The sequence below is a fragment of the Azospirillum sp. HJ39 genome (assembly GCF_041507355.1).
Taxonomy (GTDB): domain Bacteria; phylum Pseudomonadota; class Alphaproteobacteria; order Azospirillales; family Azospirillaceae; genus Azospirillum; species Azospirillum thiophilum.
Genome location: NZ_CP167907.1, coordinates 35,431 through 60,461 on the forward strand (window position 1 = coordinate 35,431; position 25,031 = coordinate 60,461).

Annotated in this window: 26 protein-coding genes and 2 pseudogenes; 20 read left to right on the forward strand and 8 right to left on the reverse strand. The window is 63.9% G+C overall.

The window, feature by feature from the left end:
* Position 1: 1 nt before the first annotated feature.
* Genes ABMY26_RS06715 through ABMY26_RS06725 form a run of 3 tightly spaced genes read left to right on the forward strand, consistent with a single transcriptional unit; the run spans position 2 to position 1,634 of the window.
* Positions 2–496 (forward strand): hypothetical protein, encoded by a 495-nt coding sequence (locus ABMY26_RS06715; RefSeq protein ID WP_372395293.1) that lies wholly within the window; start codon positions 2–4, stop codon positions 494–496.
* Positions 497–501: 5 nt separating this feature from the next.
* Entirely contained in the window at positions 502–1,041 is a 540-nt protein-coding gene (locus ABMY26_RS06720; RefSeq protein ID WP_372395294.1) for a head-tail connector protein, read from the forward strand.
* Complete coding sequence (locus ABMY26_RS06725) at positions 1,041–1,634, forward strand: hypothetical protein (protein ID WP_372395295.1); 594 nt, start codon at positions 1,041–1,043, stop codon at positions 1,632–1,634. Before ABMY26_RS06720 ends, ABMY26_RS06725 begins: the two co-directional genes overlap by 1 nt.
* On the opposite strand, the gene ABMY26_RS06730 is transcribed toward ABMY26_RS06725, so the two are convergent.
* Together ABMY26_RS06730 and ABMY26_RS06735 are read right to left on the reverse strand one after the other, a co-directional pair.
* Complete coding sequence (locus tag ABMY26_RS06730) at positions 1,631–2,062, reverse strand: hypothetical protein (RefSeq protein ID WP_372395317.1); 432 nt, start codon at positions 2,060–2,062, stop codon at positions 1,631–1,633. The two genes, ABMY26_RS06725 and ABMY26_RS06730, sit on opposite strands and share 4 nt — an antisense overlap.
* A 6-nt stretch (positions 2,063–2,068) precedes the next feature.
* Positions 2,069–2,218, reverse strand: a pseudogene (locus tag ABMY26_RS06735) (helix-turn-helix domain-containing protein); the annotation flags it as partial.
* A gap of 248 nt (positions 2,219–2,466) precedes the next feature.
* Between ABMY26_RS06735 and ABMY26_RS06740 the strand changes: the two are divergent.
* The 10 genes and pseudogenes from ABMY26_RS06740 to ABMY26_RS06785 all read left to right on the forward strand — a co-directional run.
* Positions 2,467–3,185 (forward strand): annotated as a pseudogene (locus tag ABMY26_RS06740) (IS5 family transposase); the annotation flags it as partial.
* 440 nt (positions 3,186–3,625) lie between these two features.
* Entirely contained in the window at positions 3,626–3,964 is a 339-nt protein-coding gene (locus ABMY26_RS06745) for a hypothetical protein (RefSeq protein ID WP_372395296.1), read from the forward strand.
* Positions 3,964–4,362 (forward strand): HK97 gp10 family phage protein, encoded by a 399-nt coding sequence (locus ABMY26_RS06750; protein ID WP_372395297.1) that lies wholly within the window; start codon positions 3,964–3,966, stop codon positions 4,360–4,362. The genes ABMY26_RS06745 and ABMY26_RS06750 overlap by 1 nt, the downstream gene beginning before the upstream one ends.
* An 18-nt stretch (positions 4,363–4,380) precedes the next feature.
* Positions 4,381–4,797, forward strand: a complete 417-nt coding sequence (locus ABMY26_RS06755; protein WP_372395298.1) for a phage tail terminator-like protein — start codon at positions 4,381–4,383, stop codon at positions 4,795–4,797.
* 9 nt (positions 4,798–4,806) lie between these two features.
* Positions 4,807–4,992, forward strand: coding sequence for a hypothetical protein (locus tag ABMY26_RS06760; RefSeq protein ID WP_372395299.1), 186 nt, complete (start codon positions 4,807–4,809; stop codon positions 4,990–4,992).
* A 92-nt stretch (positions 4,993–5,084) separates the two neighbouring features.
* A complete protein-coding gene (locus ABMY26_RS06765; protein WP_372395300.1) occupies positions 5,085–6,302 on the forward strand; it encodes a phage tail tube protein in 1,218 nt (405 codons plus the stop codon).
* A 214-nt stretch (positions 6,303–6,516) separates the two neighbouring features.
* Positions 6,517–6,939 carry a hypothetical protein gene (locus ABMY26_RS06770; protein ID WP_372395301.1) on the forward strand — a complete coding sequence of 141 codons (423 nt, stop codon included), beginning with the start codon at positions 6,517–6,519 and terminating at the stop codon, positions 6,937–6,939.
* A 402-nt stretch (positions 6,940–7,341) separates the two neighbouring features.
* The gene (locus ABMY26_RS06775) at positions 7,342–7,632 is read left to right on the forward strand and encodes a hypothetical protein (protein WP_372395302.1); all 291 of its coding nucleotides are present in this window, start codon (positions 7,342–7,344) and stop codon (positions 7,630–7,632) included.
* Positions 7,633–7,636: 4 nt separating this feature from the next.
* Positions 7,637–8,080, forward strand: a complete 444-nt coding sequence (locus ABMY26_RS06780; protein WP_372395303.1) for a DUF2829 domain-containing protein — start codon at positions 7,637–7,639, stop codon at positions 8,078–8,080.
* Between the two features lie 4 nt (positions 8,081–8,084).
* Complete coding sequence (locus ABMY26_RS06785) at positions 8,085–8,432, forward strand: hypothetical protein (RefSeq protein ID WP_372395304.1); 348 nt, start codon at positions 8,085–8,087, stop codon at positions 8,430–8,432.
* On the opposite strand, the gene ABMY26_RS06790 is transcribed toward ABMY26_RS06785, so the two are convergent.
* Genes ABMY26_RS06790 through ABMY26_RS06800 form a run of 3 tightly spaced genes read right to left on the reverse strand, consistent with a single transcriptional unit; the run spans position 8,398 to position 10,092 of the window.
* Complete coding sequence (locus tag ABMY26_RS06790; RefSeq protein WP_372395305.1) at positions 8,398–9,090, reverse strand: hypothetical protein; 693 nt, start codon at positions 9,088–9,090, stop codon at positions 8,398–8,400. The genes ABMY26_RS06785 and ABMY26_RS06790 overlap by 35 nt on opposite strands.
* Positions 9,090–9,569 carry a hypothetical protein gene (locus ABMY26_RS06795; RefSeq protein WP_372395306.1) on the reverse strand — a complete coding sequence of 160 codons (480 nt, stop codon included), beginning with the start codon at positions 9,567–9,569 and terminating at the stop codon, positions 9,090–9,092. Before ABMY26_RS06795 ends, ABMY26_RS06790 begins: the two co-directional genes overlap by 1 nt.
* Positions 9,570–9,573: 4 nt before the next feature.
* Positions 9,574–10,092 carry a hypothetical protein gene (locus tag ABMY26_RS06800; protein ID WP_372395307.1) on the reverse strand — a complete coding sequence of 173 codons (519 nt, stop codon included), beginning with the start codon at positions 10,090–10,092 and terminating at the stop codon, positions 9,574–9,576.
* Between the two features lie 133 nt (positions 10,093–10,225).
* On the opposite strand from ABMY26_RS06800, the gene ABMY26_RS06805 reads away from it, so the two are divergent.
* Complete coding sequence (locus ABMY26_RS06805) at positions 10,226–10,756, forward strand: hypothetical protein (RefSeq protein ID WP_372395308.1); 531 nt, start codon at positions 10,226–10,228, stop codon at positions 10,754–10,756.
* A 55-nt stretch (positions 10,757–10,811) separates the two neighbouring features.
* Here ABMY26_RS06805 and ABMY26_RS06810 read toward each other — a convergent pair whose 3' ends face one another.
* Together ABMY26_RS06810 and ABMY26_RS06815 are read right to left on the reverse strand one after the other, a co-directional pair.
* Positions 10,812–11,081: a hypothetical protein gene (locus tag ABMY26_RS06810; protein WP_372395309.1), complete on the reverse strand. Its 270-nt coding sequence runs from the start codon at positions 11,079–11,081 to the stop codon at positions 10,812–10,814.
* A gap of 340 nt (positions 11,082–11,421) precedes the next feature.
* On the reverse strand, positions 11,422–11,622 hold the full coding sequence (locus ABMY26_RS06815; protein WP_372395310.1) for a hypothetical protein: 201 nt from the start codon (positions 11,620–11,622) through the stop codon (positions 11,422–11,424).
* A gap of 135 nt (positions 11,623–11,757) precedes the next feature.
* On the opposite strand from ABMY26_RS06815, the gene ABMY26_RS06820 reads away from it, so the two are divergent.
* Together ABMY26_RS06820 and ABMY26_RS06825 are read left to right on the forward strand one after the other, a co-directional pair.
* Positions 11,758–17,955 (forward strand): transglycosylase SLT domain-containing protein, encoded by a 6,198-nt coding sequence (locus tag ABMY26_RS06820; RefSeq protein WP_372395311.1) that lies wholly within the window; start codon positions 11,758–11,760, stop codon positions 17,953–17,955.
* 109 nt (positions 17,956–18,064) lie between these two features.
* The gene (locus ABMY26_RS06825) at positions 18,065–18,193 is read left to right on the forward strand and encodes a hypothetical protein (RefSeq protein WP_372395312.1); all 129 of its coding nucleotides are present in this window, start codon (positions 18,065–18,067) and stop codon (positions 18,191–18,193) included.
* Positions 18,194–18,225: 32 nt separating this feature from the next.
* Here the strand turns inward: ABMY26_RS06825 and ABMY26_RS06830 are convergent, their stop codons facing one another.
* Positions 18,226–18,447, reverse strand: coding sequence for a hypothetical protein (locus ABMY26_RS06830; protein WP_372395313.1), 222 nt, complete (start codon positions 18,445–18,447; stop codon positions 18,226–18,228).
* Between the two features lie 458 nt (positions 18,448–18,905).
* Between ABMY26_RS06830 and ABMY26_RS06835 the strand changes: the two genes are divergently transcribed.
* The 4 genes from ABMY26_RS06835 to ABMY26_RS06850 are packed head-to-tail and all read left to right on the forward strand — an operon-like array spanning position 18,906 to position 25,028.
* Complete coding sequence (locus ABMY26_RS06835) at positions 18,906–20,237, forward strand: hypothetical protein (protein WP_372395314.1); 1,332 nt, start codon at positions 18,906–18,908, stop codon at positions 20,235–20,237.
* Positions 20,234–22,384, forward strand: coding sequence for a hypothetical protein (locus ABMY26_RS06840; protein WP_372395175.1), 2,151 nt, complete (start codon positions 20,234–20,236; stop codon positions 22,382–22,384). Before ABMY26_RS06835 ends, ABMY26_RS06840 begins: the two co-directional genes overlap by 4 nt.
* Positions 22,381–23,499 (forward strand): hypothetical protein, encoded by a 1,119-nt coding sequence (locus ABMY26_RS06845; RefSeq protein ID WP_372395176.1) that lies wholly within the window; start codon positions 22,381–22,383, stop codon positions 23,497–23,499. The genes ABMY26_RS06840 and ABMY26_RS06845 overlap by 4 nt, the downstream gene beginning before the upstream one ends.
* Positions 23,496–25,028 (forward strand): hypothetical protein, encoded by a 1,533-nt coding sequence (locus ABMY26_RS06850; RefSeq protein ID WP_372395177.1) that lies wholly within the window; start codon positions 23,496–23,498, stop codon positions 25,026–25,028. Before ABMY26_RS06845 ends, ABMY26_RS06850 begins: the two co-directional genes overlap by 4 nt.
* Positions 25,029–25,031: the final 3 nt, after the last annotated feature.

Sequence of the window (25,031 nt, forward strand, 5' to 3'; positions counted from 1 at the left end):
CATGCCGCCCTTCTACGACAACCCCGACGACCCCCGCTCCAGCATCAGCCTGCATGGCGTGCCGCTCGAAGTGCAGCGCGATGGCCGCGTGTTCGCGCCGGCCGAGGATGCCGAGACCCTGGCTGCGCATGGCTGGCGCGTGTCTCTGAATCAGGACGATGGCACCGGCGACCAGCCAGCACCCACTCTCATGCCGGGCGAACACGTCGTGCCGCCCTCGGCCACCGGCACCGATCAGCCACCGACCGAAGGCGCTGCCGGCCAGACCAGCGAAAGCGGCACCGACAAGCCGGAAGGTGGAGAGCCCCCCGGAGATCAGCAGCCCGGCGGCACCGCCGATCAGCCGGCGGCCGGCGGCGCCAAGGTCGATCCTGCCGCCATGGACAAGGCCACCCTGCGCGCCTTCCTGGCCGAGCGCGGGCAGAATCCTGGCCCCGCCACCGGCGAGGAGAAGCTGCGCGCCCTGGTGCAGGCGATTCTGGCGGCCGGGGAGTAACGGCCATGGCGACGGGCGACCTGACGACGCTGGCTGCGGCCAAGGAATGGCTGGAGATCACCGACACCAGCCAGGATGGCCTGCTGGCCCGCCTCATCACGACGGCCAGCACGGCGATCCAGAACAGCCTCAATCGCCCGTCGCTGGCCCCGACCGTTTATGACGGCGTCTTCGATGGCACCGGTGGTGCGACCATCGTGCCGAAGAACTATCCGGTCACCGATGTTGCGTCGGTAACGGTCGATGGGGCGTCGGTGCTGCTCGACCGCGTGGTCTGGGATGCGATCTCCATCTCGCTGAAGGCGGGCACCTTCCCACGCGGGCGCGGCAATGTGCGGATCACCTACACCGCCGGCCAGCCCATCCCGGCCGATGTCGAGCAGGCCTGCCTGCTGACAGTACAGGCGCTGTTCACCAGCCTGGACCTGGACCCCAACCTGAGCAGCGAGAGCGGGACCGGCTACAGCTCCAGCTTTCGCGAGACGGCCGGTGCGATCCCGCCCGCCGCCAGGGTGTTGCTGTCCCAATACAAGCGGGTGTTCTGATGGGCTTCGATCGCCGCGTCCGCCGCGGCACAGCTTCCATCGCGCGTCGCCGCGGCACGACGGTCACTCTGCGGCGCGTGACCACGCTCGATGGCCCTGGCCCAGCCGCCACCAATCCGCCGAACGCCAGCGTGCTGACCGTTGTCGCGAACGCCGTAGCCGGCGCGTCCACCCTCGACCTGCGCGCGAGATCGCTCAGCGGTCGGCTGATTCCCGGCGACCGCTTCACTGTGCCGAGCGACGCGACCATTTACACCGTCGTCGCCCGGGCTATCGCGGCAAACGCGCGGATCAGCGGCGTGCAGTTCACGCCACCCCTGACCGCTGATGTTGCCGCCGGCGACGCTGCACACATGCTCTATGTTGCCGACGAGGTGGTTGTCGCGCGCGTGGAGGGGTTTCCTGAGCGGCTGATCGACGGCACGTTGATCAGCGTCGGCGATCTCCAGGTGCTGATCCCCGGCAGCGAGTTGACCGAGCCGCCGAACCTCACAGACCGGCTGATCCTGGATGGCGTTGAGAAGTCCATCGTCGACCGAACGCCGGTCTACGCTGCCTCCCAAATCGCTTTCTGGCGTGTCCAGGCCCGTTAGTCCGAAATATCGTCCAGCGTGATGTAACGTAGATCAAGCGGAGGCGGACTGCCACCCTCCCCGATCACCTCGTCCTGGCACAGCAGCAGCCTTATGCCGTCGACACGCAGGACGCTCCATGTTCGCCGCAGCAGCACGCCGCCGACCAAGGCCCCCACATCTGTATGGCTGATAGATAAGATCGGACTGCCCGGCCGGATCATCTCGGCGATATGAGTTCCGAGCAGCCCATCCACCCTCGGTGTGGCAATGGCGCGCAGATTTCCACCCTTTAGCAAGGATGCCGCGGCGCCGACCGCCTGCTTCAATCCCCCTGAGATCGCGATGAAGGTGTACTCCACATCAAGAAGCGCCGCGGCCCCCGACTGAGCCAAGATGAAGGCTCGCGCGAAGGCATCGCTCGGGATGGCGTCCTGCTGCGACAGCATGTCGCGCAGTCTTCGTTGCATTCCAATGTCGGGAATTTGCCTTCCAGATTCCCATCTTGAAACAGTTGCCTGGTCTACGCCAAGGTATTCCGCAAACGTGGCTTGCGTGAGATTGAGTGATTCTCGGTGCCGCCTGATAATCCAAGCCCAGCGCAAATGCCAAGTATCCTACCGTTACGGCGTCGCAAATCGAATGAACGCATATAGGAGTATGCAGTTTCCAGTATTTAATCTCTGTAAAGAAATCCGCCTGCATTATTGGGGCTCTCCCTAATATGCGTATATATGCGCCATGGTTTGTTACCCGGTGCAGTTTGCAAAATTCCCTGACACGCGAAATGCGGTAATCACGTTGGGGGCCTAAGAGCACCTAACAAAACGGCGTTTGGTCTGTTGAGAGGTGTATGGCTTCCCCTCTCGTCTCCGACGCGCTTTGGGCGCTGATTGAACCGTTGCTCCCGCCGGAGCCGCCCAAGCCGAAGGGTGGGCGGCCTCGGCTGGACAACCGCGCCGCGCTGACCGGCATCCTGTTTGTGCTCCGCACCGGCATTCCTTGGGAACTGCTGCCGGTGGAGATGGGGTGCGGTTCGGGCATGACCTGTTGGCGCCGACTGCACGAATGGCAGCAAGCCGGCGTCTGGGAGCGGCTGCATCGCGTGCTGCTCGACCGGCTTGGCTACGCCAACGCCATCAACTGGGATCGCGCAGCGGTGGACAGCGCCAGCGTTCCAGCAAAAAGGGGGGCGAAGAGACCGGGCCGAACCCGACGGACCGCGGCAAGCCGGGTTCCAAGCGCCATATCCTCGTCGATGCCAACGGCATCCCCCTCGCCCTGAGGATTTCGCCGGCCAACCGGCATGACAGCAAGTTCCTGGAGGCGCTGGTCGATGCCGTGCCGGCAATCCGCCAATGCGCGGGCCGGCCACGGCGCCGCCCGGCCAAGCTGCACGCCGACAAGGGCTACGATTTCGCCCACTGCCGGCGGGCGCTGCGTCGGCGGGCCATCATTCCACGCATCGCCCGGCGCGGCATCGAGAGCAGTGAGCGCCTGGGCCGACACCGATGGGTGGTCGAGCGGACCCTCGCTTGGTTTGCCCGCTTCCGCCGCATCGCCGTCCGCTACGAACGGCGCGCCGACATCTTCACCGCCTTCCACCACATCGCCGCCAGCCTCATCTGCTGGCGGTTCGTCCAGAGATGGTTCTGTTAGGCGCTCTAAATGCGTATTCTTGACACCTGCAATCGCACAACCATCCTCATTGAGGCAGCGCAGACACTCATTGAGCGATACGCTGGTGATCAGCAGATGGATTTCGCCATAGCGCTGCTACTGCGGGAAGCGGCGAGCGGTCTCGGATCCGCCGCAAGGGCGCTGGAGCAACCCAAGCCGGCGAACGACCCGTCACCGCCCCGGCAATCGGCGGGCGCCGCCTGTTAAGGTTTGAGAGAGAGGCCGCCTTCGGGCGGCCTTTTCCGTTTCCGACCCGGGGGAGACCAATGCCTGATCCGAGTCTCCCCTCTGACCAGAATGGGTTGCTGTACGCCGTCGGTAGTGGCGTCGGAATGCTGATCATCGGCCTGGGTGCGGCGCTCAAGTCGCTCCTCCAGCAGCGTCACACCGACAGCATCCATAAGGATTCCAGCGAGCTATTCGACCAGCTCCAGAAGACCATCAGCCGATCCGAAACGCGGATCGACGAATTGACCAAACGCCTGGACACCATGGCGTCCGAGCGCAATGCGGTGATGGTCGAGAACGAGCGGCTGCGCGGCGAGAACGCTCGGCTGACGGATCAGATCAATGTTTTGCGGGAAGGCCAGCAGCGCCTTGATGGCGATCTGAAGGAGGCTCTGGCCAAAATCGCCGAGATGGAAGTTCGTGAACGGGGTCGTGGCGTCTGATGAGCGACTTCAGCTTCTCCATCTCCCGCTGGTGCGACAGGGCGAAGGAGCGCGCAACCGCCGTGCTGCGCGGCACCGCCCTGGAGGCCGTCGGTCGCGTTCAGGAACTGACGCCCGTCGACACGGGCTTTCTACGCGCCAATTGGAGCGCCGTGTTGACCGTCGACGCCATCCCGAAGCCGGGTGCGCCCACGCTGGAAGCGCTCGCGACCGCCCGTGCCGGCGACGTGATCTACATCGTCAACCCCACGGTTTATGCGAGGGCTATCGAATATGGTCGCACCGGCGAGCGGAAAGACGGCACGCAGTGGGTCATGCAGGGCCGCGGCATGGCGGCCCAGACGGTCGCTGAATTGCCGCAGATCGCCGACCGCGTGCTCAAAGTTATGACCAAATAAAGTCCATTTAGGACTAAAATGAGTACAATCAGCATCCAATTGGCATTCGATCTGCTGCTCAACAGCAGTCAGTCGGCCCTGATCGATATCGCATGGTTCGGTCGCGCCTACACGCCTGTCATCGGCACCCCCTACCTCCGCCCCTCCATGTTGGCCTGCACCAGTGCGCCGCAGGGGGGCGGCGCGAACGGCACGATCCTGTGGAGCGGCCGGTATCAACTGCTGCTGAACTACCCAGCCGCCAATGGGCCTGACGATGCAGGGCAGAAGGCGGAGGAGCTTCGCGGCGTGTTCCGCCGCGGCCTGAACCTGCCGACCAACGACGGCTGGACCGTCGTGGTGGAGAACACCGAGGTGCCGCCGCCCCAGCAGGGCGATGCGTGGCTGACGCAGCCCGTGCTGGTGCGCTGGTGGTCTCTCGAATTTCCAACCTGAGAGGGCGCTATGGCGACCAAGACGTCCACCACCTCCCCCACCAACGTCGACGCCCAGGATGCCGCGCCGCCGGTCGACAAGAAGACCGAGGCGCTGACACGGATCCGTGACGCGCAATGGGGCGCTGATCGCGAGGACGGGCTCACCGCCTTGATCCGCGAATTCCAGGCCATCGCCTCCGAGGCGCTCGCCTAAGCCCCACCCCAACACCACCGGCCGGTCACGCGCCGGCCCCCACAGCCCGCCGGCGCCCGCCGAGCGGGCTTTTCTTTTGAGGAGAGCCCGCCATGGCAGTCGCTTCCGGCGTCGCAAAGAAGCTGCGATTCAAGGAGGAGGCGTCCTGGGGCGTCATCGCTCCAGACAACGACACCACCTACACCCGCAAGAGCCTGCGGCGCGTCCAGTCCACCCTGGACATGACCAAGGACGTCTATCAGTCGAACGAAATCCGGTCCGACTATCAGGTCTACGATGCGCGCCACGGCGTGCGGAAGGTCGCCGGCAACGTCAACGGCGAGTTCTCGCTCGGCACCTACGCCGACCTGCTTGCGGCGGCGCTGCGCTACGATTGGCAGGCCGGGTCGACCTTCACGTCGGCAAGCGGCAGCGAGATCACGACCACCGCCAATACCGTCGTTCGCGCCGGCGGGAGCTGGATCACGGACGGCTTCAAGGTGGGCGACGTTGTGCGGATGTCAGGATCCAGCGTCACTGCGAACAATGCCAAGAACCTCAAGATCCTGTCGCTGACCGCTACCGTCATCACGGTACAGACCGACGCTCTGACACTCAACGCCACGCCCGAAACCGCCGTGACGGTAGCGGTGAAGGGCAAGAAGCTGTGGGTGCCGTCCACCGGCCACCTCGACCGCTCGTTCACCTTCGAGCACTTCTACAGCGACATCGACGAATCCGAGCAGTTCATCGGCTGTAAGGTAAACACGACCCAGATCGGCCTGCCAGCCACCGGCATGATGACCTATCAGGCCGGCATCATGGGCAAGGACATGCTGACCACCAGCGGCGTGGCGGCCCCCTACTTCACCAGTGTCGCGGCCGATACGACCACGGGCATCCTGGCCGCGGTGAACGGCTCCATGCGGGTCGCCGGCACCGACGTGGCCGTGATCACCGGGCTCCAGTTGAATATCGACGGCGGATACACCAGCGAGCCGGTTGTCGGCAGCAACACGGTGCCGTCGCTGGTACCCGGGCGGGTCAAGGTGTCCGGCCAGTTCACGGCCCAGTTCGACAGCCCAACGTTCCGAAACGCCTTCATCAACGAGACGGAGATCAGCCTCTACAGTTTCATCGAGGCGGCCGGCACCGATCCGAAGGATTTCCTGGGCATCGGCCTGGAGCGCATCAAGCTGGGCGGAGCGCAGCGTGACGACGGTGAGAAGGCCATCGTCGGCACCTACCCGTTCACGGCCCTGCTGTCCACCGGCGGGGCCGGAACCGCGTTCAATGGCTCGACCATCGTCCTGCAGGATTCCACCCTGTAACGAGCTTCCGCCGCCTCGGCGCAGTAAGGCGGCGGACCGGGTGGAGAGCGGTCGGGCGCTCTCCACCCACCCCATACAAGCCGGCCCAGCCACCTTCGCGGTGTGCTGGGCCGGCTTTTTTGCGTCTGCAGGCGCGGCGTCGCGCTCGGAAATAGTCCAAACCGGACTGTTACCCCAAAGCAACCTCAACCGCTCCCCCCGACAGGAGTTCACCATGAGCTTCGATTTCGCCTCCCTCGACGTCGCCTCCCTCGCCGACGAGGGCGTGCTGGCGCCGGTGCCGAATCCCAAGACCAACTCGCCGATGCTGGACGCCGAGGGCAAGCCGGTCGTCTCGTTCCGCATCCACGGCCAGCACAGCCTGCGCGTCCGTGAGGCCCGTCGGAAGGTCAACCAGCGCCGTGTCGCGGCGATGAAGGCCGGCCAGACCGAGATCACGCCCGAGCAGCGCGACGCCGACGATCTGGACGTGCTGGTCGCCGCCGTGTCCGACTGGACCCCGTTCCCGCTCGACGGCCAGCCGTTCGAATACAGCGAGGCGAACGCCCGCAAGCTGCTGGGCGACCGCCGCTTCGGCCACACCAAGGGCTGGGTCGGTGAATACCTGAACACCGACGGCAATTTTATGAAGGGCTGATCCACCAGCTGGCGGCGTTCGCGGAGCACGAGTTCGGGCTGTCCGAGCGGCAGCCCGACGGCGCATCGCTCCGCGAGCACCTGCTGAGCGGGTGGCGGCAACGGCTGGAGCGGAATCCAAAGTTCCCGCCACCTGACGGTCTGATCGGCCCACCCTGCCCTGACGAGCTGCGCTACCTGTGGGATTGGTACCGCGATCTGTCCCGTGGCCGCCCGGTCGGCGAGCATCCTTCACGACTGCCGCACACCGAGATCCAAGCCTGGTGCTGGTTGAGCGAGGTGCGGCTGACGCCGTGGGAGCTGAAAGCCATCAAGCGGCTGGACGACATCGAGTTCCGGACCACCGTGCAGCAGCTGAACAAGGCCCGCGCCGCCGCACAGCGGTGATTCCCTGGAGGGGAACATGAGCAACAAGCCCAATACGCCGGTGCTGATGAGCGCCGAGAATCAATCCGGCTGGAAGCTGGAGGAACTCCTATGGCAGATCCGAGAAGAGGTCGGCGACAAGAGCAACAAGCTGCTGTGCGACGAACGCCCCGTCGCCCGCGCCGTGTTGCGCAACAACCAGCAGATCATGGGTCTGCTCCAGCAGGCCGAGGCGCTGCAGCGCGACAGCTTCGACCGCATGCGCGAGGTGGCTCCGGATCAGGGGCCGGCCGGACGCCCGCGTATCGGCGCCGAATCGGAGGGTTGATCGCATGAGCACGAAATACACGGTCATCCATCAGGACGGGCGGTTTCAAGTCGGCACCTCCCGCGCTGACGAGGCCGGCGGCTTCGCGGTGCTGGGCGATATCACCGATCAGGTGCCGTTCATCGTGAAGTGCGCCACGCCGGAACCGCTGACGTCCGGCATGGATTTCGGTCAAGCCATTCGTGCGCTGAAGGCCGGGAAGCGCGTCGCCCGTGCCGGTTGGAACGGCAAGGGAATGTGGCTGGCGCTGCCCTGCAGCGGCTCCCGCGAAGTTCCGGCGCACGGCTTCTGGTCGGAGCACAATCGACGGCACGCCGAGCAGAGCGGTGGTTACGCCACCGTCCTGCCGTCCATCACCATGAAGACCGCGACCGACGAGATCCTGATGGGCTGGCTCGCCAGCCAGACGGACATGCTCGCCGAAGACTGGTGCGTGGTGGAGGGCTGACGCAATGATCCGCATCGCTTCCAGGCCGGACGCCGGCTGTGCCTCTGGCGTCAACACCGAGATCACCAACGGGGCCGGCGAGAGCCTGGGCACCAAGCTGTGCATCAGCAGCGTCGACATCTCCATCCGACCGCGCACCATGGCCACCGCGACGTTGGGCATCGATCTGATCAAGGGCGTCGATGTGGAGACGGACGACGTCATCTACAGCACCACCAACCCTGCCACCGGCAAGCTGGAGCGGCTGTCGGTGCTGATCTTCCAGGACGGCACCACGGTCGCCTTCGGCAAGGGCGGCGCATTCGACGTGGGTCACATCAATCGTGAACAACCTTCTTGGCAGAGATCGTGAATTTATGATGATCTTTGCGGTGGCCGCTTTTCGGCCACTTTCCAAAACTGTGATTCGTGACTTTGATAATATTTTGCTTATATGGCTCGCTTACATTTATCTTGTCATCCAACTTAAAGCCGACTTCACGCAAACCTGAAATTACTACCTGGGAACGTGCAAAATTTACCCTGATCCGTGCAACCCTGTTTTTGGAGCGGGGCGTGCGTGCGTTTGACGTAATGCGGCTAATGTTAAGATTCGCTGTGTAAGTAAAAGCACCAAGCATAAATCCGGATACACCGGTTGTGGCAGGTAAAATTGACAGGCCAACAGGAAGCAGCGCAAGTGGCAGAGCGTTCGATTTCGTGGGATTATCTGAATTGGCTTTAGCTACACGGAGGTTTTGTAATGTCGGCGAATCAGGGCGCGCGCCCTGCGGTCCCTTATCAGGTTCACTCGCAACTAAATCTTCTTCATTTTCCTTCTTAACTTTGGAATCTCGCTTGCTTGACAAAACAAAGGTGACCACAGCCGCACCGAAGGTAGCAAGCGATACTAGAACAAGCCATGGTATTTGCGCTGAGACCCCGTAAAGGCCCGTTGACAACGGGATTAGGGCCGCTGCCGCTATCCAGAGCGTTCTGTAGGAGACATCTCCAGGGTCTACATGAGCCATCACTCGCCTCCTTCCCCATTCCCCCCTACGCTTTTATACAACATCCCCAACCATATATGCAGCAGCACAAAACTAGCAACCCCAACGGCGTTGCTTACTACAAGGACAAAATCGCGCTTATTTGCGTCTTTCGCCTTGACATTATTGAAGTGGTTTTCAAGGAAGATTGCAATTGTGAACAATCCAATCCAGAAAAGAGCGAGAGATAACGCCGAAAATGCCCAGGTCCCAAAAATCGTCGACAAATTAACTTTGCTTCCTCGGAGCACGCCATCGATCTGCTTAACTACTAAATGCCACGCCTTGACGTGACCAGCTAATATCAAAGTGGCGCATGTCCTAACCAAGCTTCCACCGAAGTTGAAGTTATCGGGCAAAAACGGATTTCCGCCCGGCGGGCTCCCCTTTGTTTGCCAATTCCATATGTATAAAACCAATACCGCCAACATTAAAGTTGGCAAGAAGGCAAGAAAATCCACGATTTCACCGATATCCCTTAAGAGCCATGCACTGGCTGATGAGCGACGAGCCCTCCGCCACCCGGTCGACGAAGTTGCGAGTGCCAGCGAGTGCCGCGTCGCTCTGGTATTGGCACTCGGCATACGCGCGGTCGTAGGCAGCCTGTGCGGTGGCTCGGCTGTTGTCGCTGTCGCTGGCGGCAATAATCTCCATCCACTGTTTCGAGCGGTTCACGGCCTCAACCACCTTCGCTTGGCCATCTGCTGAGCAGGCGGTCGCCCTGCCGGAATCCTCGCCCCTCAACGACGCTGCCTCGACCTCCGAGCGCGGCACGCCGCGGCCGAGGGCTGTCTGCGACAAATCCCTCACCGCCACGCGCGCCGGTTCGGCCTTGGCGGCGTTGCCGGAACACTTCTCCGCATACGCCGCCGCCATGCTGTTCGACGATACTGCATCCAGCATCCCGGCGCGCTTGTAGGAGCTGACGGACGGCGCCTGCTGCCCAGCGCATGCAGCCAGGGATGCAGCCATCGTCACCAGCAAGACCCAGCGCATTCTTTCCTCGCGTGACGCTTCACTCCATAACGGATATCATGCGTTGCCGGGCGGCGTCAAAGTTGAGTAGGGTGCCGGATGATGCAATCCAGCGCCTATGCCGTAGAGGTCAGACCACAACATGCCACCCAAGCCCCGCGACGAGATCGTTCTTGCCGAAATCGCCAAGTTCCACCCGGATGAACCTCGCGAATGGTACGACGAGTATATGAGGGCTTACCGTAAACGCGAAGGCGGGGCACCGAGCAAGGGTATTCGCTGGGATTTGCGATTGGAGCAATATTGGGGCATTGTGTTCCGCGCTCGCGGCAGGTGTGAGGTCACGGGTCAGCAGTTCGATCGCTATCAAAAGGCATCGAACAACAGACGTCCGTTCCTTCCCTCGCTGGATCGCGTTTATTCGACTGGCGCATATAGATATGGCAATGTCGAATTGACGACCGTCATCTGCAACATCGCAATCAACGACTTCGGGCGTGAACCATTCTACGAGATGGTCAAGAACGCAATGTCGTCGCCCGGACTGAACCAGCACATCCAGCAGACCGAGCCGGCCGTCGAGACGGGATTCCTCGGCAACCTCCTGCCATACATCACGGACAATGCGGCGGTTCGCTCCCTGATACAACGCCTATCCGGCGAAACAGAGTAACGGTTGCGCACAAACAAACACCCCGCCACCGGATCGGTGAGCGGGGTGTTGCTGTTTAGGCCCGTCCGTGGGCCACATTGTGCAGCGTGTCATGATCGAAGACGATCTTGACCTTTTCATCCGCACATCGCGACGCAAGCATCTCCTGCGCCTTGGCGACGAGGGCCTGCTTAATGTCCTTGCCGCGAGCCTTGATCTCGCCGATGCGCGACTGCTTGTAAGTGGCGCCACCGCCGAGCGGCTTGAGATCAATGATCTCGTACAGGTCGCCGACCGCACTTGTGCGTTTCGGGCTGTAGCGGACGCTGGTCAGGAAAACGCGCATTTGCTTCTCCGTTGCTGAGTTGGTTCTCCTGCCGCCAAAGCCCCAGTACCGGCTTTACGGTCTCTGGGGCTGGGGTAGCTTTGATCAGGTCATCTCGAATTTGTATCGCTTCCCCTTCTTAACCACGCGAACGCCTTCTGGCTCTTCCTGTCTGGGTGCGTGATGTCGAGCGTTTCGGGGTTGACGCGATACTTGTCGCTGCACCAAAACTTGTTGATGCTATCCTGGATTTGCTCGACTGTTGGCGCTGACGCCAAAAGCTGGTAGCTCAATTTGTCCTCCAATGTTTGAGGTTCTGCCGCCAAAGCCCGATCTTCCGAAGAGGTCTGGGGCTGGGGGTTCACGCGAGCGCGTAGACGCCACGCGAGATCTTCTTGGTGGGTTGTCCGATGTCCTTCAGAGAAGGAAAGGACTGGAAGCCGTTGTGCCACCCGAAAATCCAGCGGCTGGGATCGGTCATACCGCCCGTCAAAAACGCGCGGTAATTGCCGAATGCCGGCTGAAAAACGAACACAAGGCCAGGGAAAAGTTGCTGTCCCATAGTTGGACGCTCCTGTGTGGTTGTTTTGTCTTGATGTACTATTTATAGTTCATTTCGTCATTACAATCAAGAGAAATAGTCCAGTCAGGACTGTTATAGCCGGAGCACCGCCGCTTTCCCGCCGGGGTCCTGGGCATGTACGACGATCTGGCCACATTCGGGTTTGCCATCAATTCCAGCCAGGTGCGCAGCGCCACGGGCGATCTCGACCGCTACTCGGCCGCCGGCAGCCGTGCCGAGAAGGAGATGCGGGACCTGATTGCAGCCAATCAGGCGCTCGCCCGCGAGCAGAAAGCGACCAACGAGCAGTTGGCGCTGCTGAACACCGGCTTGACCGCCGCCACGTCCGGACTGGGCGCCTATGCAGACAAGGCCAACGTCGCCGTGGCCGCCACCAAGCAGGTGTCGCAGGGCGCCGCGGAGGCAACCAGCCTGTTCGGCAAGCTGACTGCCGCCATCGGCGACGCGACCGGTGCAGCAGCCGAATACGCCATGGGCATGACCACTATCACCTCCGGGCTGGCGCGCTATCGCTCCATGGTCCACGACCTGACGACCGAGGAGCAGAAGCTGGCCGAGGCCCGCAAGCTGTCGCTGGGTATTGGGATCGAGAGCCACCGCGAGATCACCCGTGCCGCCGCCGATTGGAAGGTGAACGCTGACAAGGTGTCGGTGGCCTACCTGAACATCGAGAGCGCCATCGGCCGCACGACGGACAGTGGCCGGCAGCTTGCAGCCGTCCTGGCCGGCATGGGGGTGGACCTTGCCCGTGGCGACGTCTTCCGCGCGCTGGAGGATGCTGCCACCAAGCTGCACGGGCTGAAGGACGGGCTGGCGAAGGCGGACCTGACCAAGGCGATTTTCGGGTCGGCGGATGTCGACGTGCTGAAGGCGGTGAACGACGGCCTGAAAGGCACCACCGATCACCAGCGCGAGATGATTCGGCTGGAAACCGTGCTGCAACAGGAGATCGAGAAGACCGCGCAGAAGCGGAAGGAGATCGCCGATCAAAATCGTGACACCGGTCGCGTGAGCGCGCTCAGCTGGCAGGGGCTGACCAACCTCGGCGCGTTCCGCAATGGCGAGTTTTTCCAGCGCGGCAACGACCTGACCCCGAGCCTGTTCTCCGTCAGCCAGAAGCAGATGGACGATTATCAGAAGCAGGTGAAGGATGCCAACGAGAAGGCCGCCGCCGGATCGGCAGTGGTCTGGGCCCGCTTCTGGGATCGGATGACCGTCTGGCAGGACAACAGCAAGGGCACGCTGGCCAGCCTGCTGGAGAGCGCCCGCGCGACGCTGGATCTGATCGGCGACACCCGGTTCGTATCCAACGGCGGCGATCTGAACGCGCGGCCGGCTCAGGATGCCCGCCCCGCCGCCCTATCGGCCGGCGATATGGCGACCCTCAACTCCTACCGCGATGCGCTCGACCCGATTGCCGGCAAGCTCGAAAAGCACCGTGATCTGGTCGCGCTGATTGGGCGGGGCTATCAGGCCCACAACATCACCCTGCGCGAGGCGGCCATGCTGCTGGCCCAGCAGGAAGACAAGATGGAGGGCATCGTCAGCGCCCGTTCCGATCTGCTGGGCGTGGCGGAAGGTCCGGACCGGAAGCTGCTGAACGACAGCATCGCCCAGCGCGACACCATCCGGCGTCGCATGGACGATCTTCGGACCAAGCAGCAGAAGCGCGAGGAGGAGTTGTCGCCGGCCGAGATCGCCAGCGGCACGTTCGCGTCCATCAACCCGCAGGACGAGCGCCAGATCAACCGGGATGCGGAAGCGGTCGAGGCGCTCAACAAGCAGATTGCCGATCTGACGGACAACCTCATCGCCGCGAAGGAGGCCGCGACGGAGTTCGGCAAGAACGGACTCTCGGAGGCGCGTTATCAGCAGTTCCTGGGCGACCTGCCGGAGACGCTGCGCAAGCTGCGGATCGAAGACGATCCGATTGCCGAGCAGATCAAGCAGTTCGACATCCAGCAGGGCAACCTGCGCCGACTGGCGAAGGATGGCGGTTTCACGGACGAGAAGAGCGGTAAGTGGGTTGCCGTCAACAGCCAGCAGGTCAACGACCTCGCCGACAGCAACGCGGAGTCTGCCGCCGTCGACCTACTGGGTCAGGTTGACCCGAGTTATCGGGTCGACGCGGACCACGAGCACCGGCTCGACATGCTCAAGCAGCTGCGGACGGCCACCGGCGAACTGAAGATCGACGAGGAGGAATACCAGCGGCTGCTGGGCATGGAGGCGGAAAAGTACCGCCGCCTGTCCGACCCGATGGGAGTCTACATCGACCAACTGAAGGAGCAGGCGGAGGCGGCATCTGCCACCGGCTTTGACCGGCAGGATGCCCTGACGCTGTCGCGCCTCAAGAAGCAGGCGAAGCGCCTCGGCAAGGACCTGGACGAGGACGAGGTGTCTGCCGCGCTGGGTGACATGCGCAGTGCCCAGATGGGCGTCACCATCCAGCAGATGGACTTGGCCACCGAGCACACACTGGCGCTCGCCAAGGCGTATCGCGAGGGTGGCGCGGCCATCGAGGACGTGGATGCTCAATACCGCATCGAGCAGCAGGTGCTACAGACCAGCGAGCGGTTCCGCGCGCAGATCACCGAGGCGGTCTATGCCGAGGTGGAGGCCAAGCGTGCCCTGGTCCGCGCCCAGCACGATCTGAACATCAACCATGAGATCGCTGATGCCGGCCGACTGGCCGAGGCTTGGGCCGGCGGGGCGACGGCGGTGCGCGAGGCGACCATCGCCAATCGCGCGCTCGCCCAGGCCCGGCAGGAACACCTAAATCCGGATAACGCTGACGACCGCGCTCGCGCTCGGCAGATCGCTGGGGACGAGGTGGCGCTGAACCTCGCGAAGCGTCGCGAATCCTTTGCTCAGATGGCAGAGGAGCAGCGCAAGTCGGCCGATCTGACCAACTTCGAGTTCTCGCTGCTGGGTCGCAGCAACGAGGAGCGTGCGAAGGCCGTCGAGATCCACCGGGTCACGCTGGACCTGCAGGAGAAGGGCGCCGACCTCACCGATGCACAGACGAAGGCTTACATCGCCCAGGCCGGCGAGTTGGCCAAACAGAAGCAGGTCATTTCCGAGCAGGCCGCCATGGCGGGCGACCTGTCGAAGACCTTCGCCACCGGGCTGGAAGACGGTCTGCTGGGCAAGCTGCGCACCGGTAAAGACCTCATCAAGCAGATGGGGGACGACATCCAGCGCATTTTCTTTCGGCAGACCATCACGAAGCCGTTCGAAACCGCAGTGAGCGGCCTGTTCACGCGGGCCATGGGCACCACGTCCCTGACCGAGGTGTCGGCGCATGCCCCCAAGGCGACCGGCGACAATGATCTCGTCAACCGCATCACGACAGGGTTGCTCGGGGGGTTGAAGCCTGCCGGCGACCGCCGCAGCGGCCAGAGCGCCGACGACGCCCTGTTCGTGCAGATGAGCGGCATTTCCGCCGGCTCGTCTCCGGTCAATCCGATCGACACGAAGGGCTTCGGGTTCCTCTCGACCGAGAGCCTGCGGGATCTGGGACGCCGCACGACTGCCACTGCCGGCGACCCGCCGGTAAAGGTCGACAATGACGACATCGTCGAGGCGATCCGGGATATCTCGAAGGAGGAGGGCGTTCCGGAGGAGTGGGGGCTTGCTCTCGCTAAGCAGGAGAGCGACTTCCAACAGATAGTCAACGGCAAGCTGAACGTCTCGAAAGCCGGCGCTATCGGCATCATGCAGTTGATGCCAAGCACGGCAAATTTGATGGGTGTCGACCCGACCGATCCGATCCAGAACATCCGCGGCGGGCTGAGGTACTACAAGCAACAATACGACGAGTTTGGTGACTGGGGGCTCGCGGCTGGCGCCTACAACGCCGGACCCGGCCGGATGCGTAGCTATCTCAACGAGGAGCGCTCACTTCCGGATGAGACCACGAATCAGATGGTTCGGGTCTCCGACTTCGCCGAGGGGTTTGCCTCTAACGAGGCAGGCGGCGGTGGGCTGGAGAAGCTGCAGGAGGATGCCGGCGACGCGGCTGATGGCTTCCAGCAGATGTCCGAAGCGCAGGACAAGTTCGTTAGGAACGTGCTGTCGTCTATCAGCGACATGCCAGCCGTAACATCCAAGATCGCCGTCGCCACCGAGCAGCAAGCCAAAGCCACCGTCGCCGCGACGCAGTCGATGACATCTGGCGTGCAGCAGGCGCTGGGCGGTCTGCTGTCCCTCACCGGTGGCGCGACCGGCAGTGCCGGCATGTCGATCGGCGGCGCAACGCTCATTGCTGGCGGGCCGGCCGGTGTCCAGCAGGCGCTGGGCCGGCTCTACAATGGCGTCGCCGGGGGCTCGGGCGGACTGGGCGACCTGAAGGGGTGGCTGAACTCGCCAATCGGCGGCTACGATACCGCGACGCCTTCGCAAGCAAGGCTATTCGGCGGCGACTTTGATACCGCCCAGGCTGCGCAGATGGCCGATCCGCAGGCCACGGCTGCCGGCGCCCCGGTCGGTACCACCTGGGGTCAGGGCATCAGCGGCGTGGCTGGAATTGCCGGCGGTGTGCTCCAGGCCAGCAAGGGCGGTGCAGGCAATGTGATTTCGGGCGTGGCCAACGCCGCGGCCGGCGTGATGATGTTCACCCCGCTTGCCTGGGCCGCCCCGATCGTCAGCATCGTCGGGTCGTTGATCGGCGGGTTGGTGGGCGACGCCGGCGGCCGGGGCGACCCGTATTCGGTTGGCGAGGTCGTCTACAAGAACGGCCGCTACACGCGCGGTTATGTGGGATCTGACAACGACGGCGATCCGAACAAATACAGCGGCGCCACCAACTCGTTGGCGAGCAACCTCAACAGCTTCATGGACAAGTACCGGCTCTCTGCGACCGAGAAGTCGGTGGTCATCAGCGACCGAGGCATGTCGCCCGAGGAGGCGATGGCCCAGGCGGTGCGAGGCCTGAAGAGCGGCGACAACAACATCGCCTATGTGCTGGCGCACGCGACCGCCGACAACATCAATGACATCATCGAGCAGGTCGACTTCGCCAGCAAACTGCGGGCAACGCTGGTCAGCCTGAAGGATTCGGCGGACGGGACGGCGCTCGCGCTTCAGGGCGGCATCGACAGCGCCAACGCCTTCGGCAAGTCGATCCTCGACATCATTGCGCAGAGCCGTCGCACCTTCAGCGCAGCCGACGGCACCAATCTATCTGTGCCGGCGTTCGCGACCGGCACCCTGTCGGCGTCGAGCGGCTGGGCGCTGGTCGGCGAGGAGGGGCCGGAGCTGGTGCGGTTGGCCGGCGGCGAGCGGATCTGGAATGCGCGAGAGTCCGCCCAGATGCTGGCCGGTCTGGGGCAAGGTCGCGACGACACCCTCATCCACCTGCGCAGCACGGACGAGCTGGCGGCAGTCCGCCGCGCTCTGGGCATGCCCGGCAAGGTGAATCCGATCACAGGGCTGCTCGGCTTCGACGACAGCGGCGACGGCGTTGGATCCGACAACAGCCCTGGCGGCGAACGCGACACGCCTGGTAGCGGCAAGTCTCAGGGCGATACTGGCAGCGGCTACGGCGTGGACAGCAACGGGAACAGCAACTCCTCCGACGGCTTCGGCGGCTTCCTGGACGCGATTGGTGAGGCGCTTGACGGCATAAACGAGACACTCAGCGAGGCTGTCGGGATTCCGGCCCACGAGACGCAAGCCCTCGCCGGGATGGTGGGCATCTTCGGAACTGCCGCCATTGGAGGTATGCGCGCGGCGGCCGAGACGCTTGGCGGCTTTTTGGGGTCGACCTTTGGCGGAGATGCGCCGGCCGAGGCCGGGCCGGGTGATCCGGGCGGAACAGCGAGCGGAAATGACGACTTTATCGTGCTGGGTGCGCTATCCCGCCTGCGCGACGTAATCGCGGGCGATCCAAACGGCGAAAAATCCAATGCACTCATCGGCGCAGCCGCGGTGGGGAGTGCGCGCAACGCAACCGTTCAGCAAATCGCGGACGCACCGTGGAAACTCTTTGCCGGGTCGCAGGACGATCCGCGGGGGGCTCTGGCGGAGCTGGACACCGCCGCGCAGCAGTTGCTGGCCAGCGCCGGGGCAATCCCAGATATGCTCCAGCAGGCGCTCGATCGCGCTAACGCTTACGCCGTCTCGCTGGGCATTGCGCCAGCGACTGGGGTCAGCGAGATGCGCACGACCAACGCGCGGTTTGCCGGGACGTTGGTCGGACACGGCCTGACAAGCGACAGCTACAACGATCTGCTGGGGGTCGCATCATCGATCCAGGCCACAAGTTCGATCCCGTCGGCAAGGACTTCCAGAAGCTGGCTGACGACATGACCGCGGCCATGCACCCGCTCGTGGAAGCCGGCAAGCCCGTGCCGGAGACACTGTATGCTTGGCGAGAGGCAGATGGACGTCCTGGCCGCGGCCCGCACGCGGCTGGAAGATGGTTGCCGGAAAGCGCGACCTGTCCTCCGACATCCAGAAGCAGGTTGCCCAAAATGAAGGATACTGGAGCGATGCCAGCACCACGCTGGTGGAGGCTTTCAAGCAAGTTGGAACCGTGACGATCTGAACTCTCACCTCGCTGCCGGCGCATCAATGCGCTCACCAACGCCCGCGCCGACTACCAGAATGGAGCGCCGAACGCCCGGGGCAGAACGGCGCCGGCACGCTGAATGACCTGCGCGGCCAGGCTACCTCGACGCCCTCACCGACATCAACAAGCAGCGCGACATCGACCTCGCCGACCGCTCGGCGCTGGGGCTCGACGCCGCGCCGGCTGACGAGGCGTACCGCCTGCGGAATCCGCCAGATGCTGCTGGGCATGACCCAGTTCCAGCGCGATCAGTCGCCGCAGACCGGCGGCGGCGACGGGCCCGACGCCGCGGCTGCGGCTTGGCCCTCGGCTCCAACGAGTAGGAACAGCGCAAGGCTAACGGCTCCCACCTCGATCGCCACTACCTCGGCGCAGGGGACCATCGTCAAGCGCCAGGCGGAGGACAGGGCGGGCGTCACGCGGCAGGCGGAGCAGGTGAAGGGGGCCTACGACGAGGCGACAGCGGCCATTATCACCCACACACAGGCGCTCGAGAACCAGGCGGTCGCTGCCGCCGGGCCGAGGAGACGCTCCGCACGGCGGTCGCGCCTGAGCACTTTCGACGCGGGGCGTGGGCACCCGCGGCCTGTGCGCTCAAGGCACATGGACCGACTGACCAATCTGCTGCGCTTCGACATCAGCGCCCCGCAGCAGCTTTTCGACCCACGCTGGAAAGAACCGTGGCGGCTTGGCCGGTCTGGGGACGGTGATGTTGGCCGAGCGTCAGCAGAGCGAGGCGGATAGCCAGCGGGTGGACAGTTACACCGCCACCGACCGGCAGACCCAGGCGGCGGATTCAGGATCAGATCGACGCGGGCGATCGGACACCGAGTGGCTCTCGACGATAGGCGGGCACCAGTGGAGCGCACCCATCACGGCTGGCCTGTCCGGGCGCAGCAGGACGCTCAGCTTCGACGCTCGGCTGAACGAGACCCGCCGCCTGTTCGACGAGACCAAGACCAAGTTCGACGACACCACCCTGCCGAAGGCCGAACGTGAGCGACTGGCCGTCCTGCTGCAGACCTACGGTCAGACGGAGATCGACCTCGCCCACCAGTATTTCGGCAGCACGAACTCGTCCGACTTCGAGCGGGTCACCTCGGTCTGGGACAATATCTCCGGCCTGACCGAGGAGCAGATCGACTCCACCAGGATCAGCCTGGAGCGCCAGCAGGAGCAGATCGACGAGCTTCGGCGTCAGCGCACGGAGGCGGCCAAGTGGGGCCAGGCTCAGGTCGGATCAATCGACGACCTGAAGGCCCAGACGCTGGCCGCTTTCGGCCGACTGTCCACCAGCATTGGCAGCTTGTCGCCTTATACCTCGTCTGGATCAATTCTCGATTCCCTGGTGCAATCGGCCAGAAGCAGTGGCGATGTTGATTCGCTGGCGGCACTGTATAAATACGCCTCCAATACGGGCCAGTATTATGGAAAGTATAGCTACGCCGCTCCTGAAGACCGTGGCTTCTACGATAAGTGGGATGATCAAGCTACAAGCGCCGCGCTCGGTTGGCTTGGCGGCAAGGGCTATTCTGGCTCCTATGACGTAAACGCCAACATTTACATCCAGACTCACGGCCTTGGTGACGCCTTCTCTTCTTGGTTGGGCACCTATGGGCAGTCGCGAGGATGGATGCGCCGCGGCGGGCTGGTGGGCGCCTACGTGGACGGCGGGATCGTAGGCAACGGCACCTGGGATGTGGACAGCGTGCTGGCCCGCTATGCCGGTGGCGGGTCAATTGCGCTCGCGGGTGGCGAGTACGTCATGCCGGCGCATCAGACCGCCGAATACCTGGGCGACCTGGAAGCGATGCGCAGCGGCACCTACTCGACGGTGTCCGGTGGGCAGGACGGCTGGCGCGTGCTGTCCGAACAGGTCGAACGCCTGATCCGGCAAAACGCCTCGCTGCAGGCCCAGTTGCTGGTCGCAACCGTCGAATCCGCTGAGGCGAACATCGAAGGGCACGCCAACACGGCCGACGCCCTGCGGACCAGCAAAATCATGGAGATGGCATCGTGAACCAGATCTGGTTGATCACCGCCCAGTGCTATCTCGGCACCACCAGCGCGTCGACCAACACCGTCGTGACCGGCGTGCTGACCTGGGTGCTGGCGGCCGCCTCGCCGCAGCCGACCTGGGGCATGAAGCTGCGCGCCATCAAGACCGGCGACCCGGCGACCTGGGTCGAGGGGCGGGTTGTGGCGATCGGCGATGGGCTGGTGAGCATCAATGTCGTCGCAACGGCCGGCAGCGGCTTGGTGACCGGATGGACCTTCACCGACGGCACCGTGGGCTTCAGCACGGGCGCCTACAACCACCCCACAGCCCCGGTCTTCTTCGACCCGGCCATCGTCACGACCGCGCTCGGTAGCAGCAGCATTTTCGGTGATGGTCGCACCTTTGGTGCCGCCAGCATCGGGCAGGCCGCCGTCACGGTGGGCAATGCCGGCGGCGCGCGTGAGCACCTGCGCGCCTACGGCTGGTACAAGCGGAAATGCCAGATTCTAGTGGGTGACGACGGGGCGACATTCAGCGCCTTCCAACCCTTCCTGACCGGTACCATTGAGCAGGCCGTGGCCGATGACACGGTGGTGGTGCTGCGCTTCCGCGACCGGATGGCCGAGCTGCGGCGCCCGATCATCGCCGACCGCTTCCTGGGCAACAACTCGGGCCCGGTCGGAGTGGAAGGCGGCGATGACATAAAGGGGCGCTTCAAGCCGCTGTTACGCGGGTTTCGGAGCAACTTCCAGCCGGTGTTGGTGAACGAGGCAAAGAACATCTGGCTGGTCAGCGCTCGCCAGGGGCACGGGTTGTCGTGGGTCAAGGACGGCGGGCAGGTCATCGCGCTCGGCAGCCAGAAGACCAGCTTGGCGGCGCTGGTTGGGTTCACGCAGGTGTTCACCGTCTCCGGCATGCCGACCGCCGTCGCCACCTGCGCCGGCCACGGCTACTCAACCGGACAGGCGGTGTCCGTTTCCACCACCGGGGTGCCACCGGCCGGTCTGGTCGCCTACGGCACTTATTACGTCAGGACGCTGAGCACGGCCACCTTCAGCTTCCACCCGACAGCAGCCGACGCGGTGGCGGGGACGGCGGCGGTCAACATGACTACGACCGGCAGCGGCACGCACAGCGTATACGCCATGCCGACCCCGAACACGGTGGATTACTACTTCGGCAATGACGTGGCCGGCGAGGGATTCTACATCCGGCCCGGCAGCCGGCCGGCCAAGGGGCTGACGCTGGAGGCGTGGGAGGGGGCGACGCCGGCTGATCGGTATGTCGGGTCGCTGTTTCGCCGCGCGCTGCTGGTGGACGCCGGCTACACCACCTCCGACATCGTCCAGGCCGACATCGACGTGCTGAACGCTGCCGCTCCGTACGAGAGCGGATTTCTGGCAGTGGGCGGTGGGACCGAAGAGGACCTGGCCCAGCCCAACGCCCCGGACGAGTGGGGCGCAGTGCAGGGCGCCGTGTCGGTCAAGGACATGCTCGATGCGATCTGCCCCGACGTGCTGGGCTGGTATGCGAACGACAGCATGGGTCGCTTCCGCATCGGACGCATTGTGCCGCCGGCCGGCCCGGCAGTGGCCACGTTCCGGCGCTTCGACGGAGATACGCGAGCAAAGGCGACCGACATCAACATTGTGAAGCTGGACCTGATCGCGACCAACGACGCGGCTCGCGGCGTGCCGCTGTGTCGGGTAGCGGTCAAGTTCGCGCCCAACGACACGCAGCAGTCGGAGGGCGACCTGCTCGGCGACAAGACCAGCCCCGCAGATCCGGTTGGAGGCCTGACGGTGCGCGAGAAACTCAAGCGCAAGCACCAGCTGGTAGCCTATCCCGCCACAGGGCAGGACTCATCTGTTATCGGTAAGTGGGGAGTTGCGCTCGAAAACACCTGGGTCACGAACCTACGGTACGCGGCTGACGCGTCAGCGGTCGCCGCAGCCCTGTACGCGATATACTCGGTGCAGCGTGACCGCCTCAAGCTGACGGCTAAACTCACGCCATCCGTGGTGTCCGCGATCCAGCTTGGCAAGGATGTCTCGGTGGCTGTGGCGCGCTACGGCCTTGATCTCGGCAAATTCGTGACGGTGATGGGCGTCTCGTTCGACACGGGTGCCGGCACCGTCACCTTTGACCTGTGGGGCGCACCGACATGACCTCATTCCAGGCTGTGAAGGGTGTGCGTCGGATCACGCCCTTCTTCACCTGGGATTCCGCCTACGGGGTCTACGTCGGCGATTATCCCGTCACGAATCTAAGCAAAGACGAACTCGCATTCGTATGCCGCACCGGTGCAGCAACGCTCCGCGCCAACCGCTTCAAGGGTACGCTGGACCACGAGCGGGCGGCCATGTTGATGGGATTCGTGCACCATACCTGCGGCCTGGACGACCGCTTTCGCGTGCGGCTGTATGGCAATGCCGGCAAGGCGTTCACCGCCGACCCGTCCACAGACCGGATCACCATCGCCGCACACGGCCTGTCCACCGGCACCTCGGCGACCGTCTGGAACCGCATGCCGGTCGGCGGCGCGCTGCCGGGCGGGTTAGTGGACGGTACGGTCTACTATGTGCGCGTGATCGACGCCAACACGCTGACACTCCACCAGAGCATCGCCGCGGCATCGGCCGGCACGGGTGCCGTCGACATCACGTCGGCAGGGGTGGGTCAGCACGAGTTGCTTTCGGACCTGCGTTACAATCCTGGTTGGGATGATGTTTGGCCGGTTGTGTACGGCGACACGCCGGAGTGGGAAGACGAAACGTGGTGGACCGGCAAGTACAGCGAAGAGGACCTTGCGAAGTGGAAGGTGAAGACTCGTCCGGTTCTGTTCGATCAGACATATCTGTTTGTCGTTGCCACGTTGGAGTTTGATTCCTCCACAACCCTGGACATCGGCCTGTTGGAAATGGCCAAGGGTTGGCAATTTGCTTCCAACTACGCTCCAGGTTCTCAGTTTGGTTTCAGAATCCGCTCCAAGAGCGTCGAACACTGGGGCGGCGGCAAGGGGTTCGAGCGCCTCAACAAGCCACGCACGTTCCGCGGCCAGATCGCCATGACGACCTACACCGAGGCCATGGAGCAGGGTTTTGAGGACGTGTTCTCGAACGATGTCACAGAGCCATTTCTGTGGATCGAGCGGCCGGACGACCCAAAGAACTGGCTGCGCACCAGCTACTTCGCACGGAACACCGACCCCGGCCCGTCCAGCCATCACCAGGCGCCCGGTTGCGCCACCATCCCGCTCGCGCACGAAGAGGTGCTGCCATGACAACCACTGTCAACGCCAACGGCAACGCCTACACCGACGACAGCGATCCGAACACCGGCATGGGGAATTACGGCTGGCGCAAGCGCCTGCTGCCCATGCTGAGCGACGTGATGGTGGATGTCGGCGCCAAGCTGCTAAATATCACCGGAATCCAGACGGACGTGACCAGCAGGCAGGCGTCTGCCTCGACCGCCGCCAACACAGCCTCTACCGCCGCCAACACGGCAACGCAACAAGCAGCCATCGCAGTGGCCGCCGCCAACACCGCCGCTGGCATCATGCAATCGGTGGACGTCGTGGATCGCGCCGGCATCCCGCCCATCATCGACTTCCCCTTCAGTGGGCAGGCGGCGGTCCCGGCTGGGGTCATCACCGGGTCAAGCGGCAAGTGGGTGTGGGCACAGAACGGCCTATTGACCTATGTGCCGGCCGGCTCGGCGCCCATCGAGTACGATCCAGCGACGGGCGCGCTGCGAGGCTTGGTCGTTGAGGGGGCGCGCACAAACCTGTTGTTGCGATGGTCTGACTTTACGACGGTGTGGGGCGGCGCCGTCACGGTCACGCCGGACACCAACGTTGCGCCGGACGGCTCGGTGACTGCGGACACTCTCACAGCCACCGGCGCGGGATTCCTGTCGCGACAGCAAACCGTCACCGTTGCCAATGACACAGCTATCAGGGTTGCGTCTGCCTGGTTTCGCAAGACGACGGGAGCAACTGTCTTCCCCGGCTTTCAAATCCTGTACGCGGGTGGCGTCTTGAAGGTCGGGTCCGGCACGCTAAACACCAACACCGGCATATTCACCCCTCGCCCTGGGGAGCCTCCTGCCGGCATCGGGGTGGAGGATTGCGGCGCCTATTGGCGCGTGTGGGTGTCACTGGCGAACAACGCCACTGGTAGTGTGAACTGCTCGGTTTCGATCTACCCTGGCGCATCCACGGACGGCGTCACATGGGTGGCGGGGATGACCGGCTCCGCTGTGGTATGGGGCGCGATGCTGGAGGCTGGCTCGGCTCCCTCCTCCGCAATCCCCACGACGACCGCGCCGGTGACCCGCGCGGCTGACGTGATGACGATCCAGCTGTCGAGCATACCCGGCTGGAACTCTGCTGAAGGTACCATCTACGTCGAGCAGCAGTGGGATGACATGCCGCAGTCGGCCAACATCGGCGTCGACGATGGATCGGGAGCCAACGTCATTTACCTGCGGACTGGCTCTGCGCTCGGGGGTTCCCCCGGCTCCGCCGACATGCTGGTCAATGTGGCTGGCGTGGAGGTGCTGGACAGCAGTGGTCCCACCCTCGCGAATGGCGTAACCCACCGACAGGCCATGGCGTTCGGTGCCGGGAGTTATGCGCTCTGCGCTGATGGTGGAGCGGTCACGACGGCTGCCGTCGCGATGCCCTCTGGCCTGTCGAGGCTGCTGCTCGCCGACGGCAGCCAGTATTTGGGACGCCGCTGGGTCAAGCGCGTGGTGGTGCTGCCCCGTCGCCGTCCGTCTCCCACGTTGCAACTCATGACTGCGTGAGGC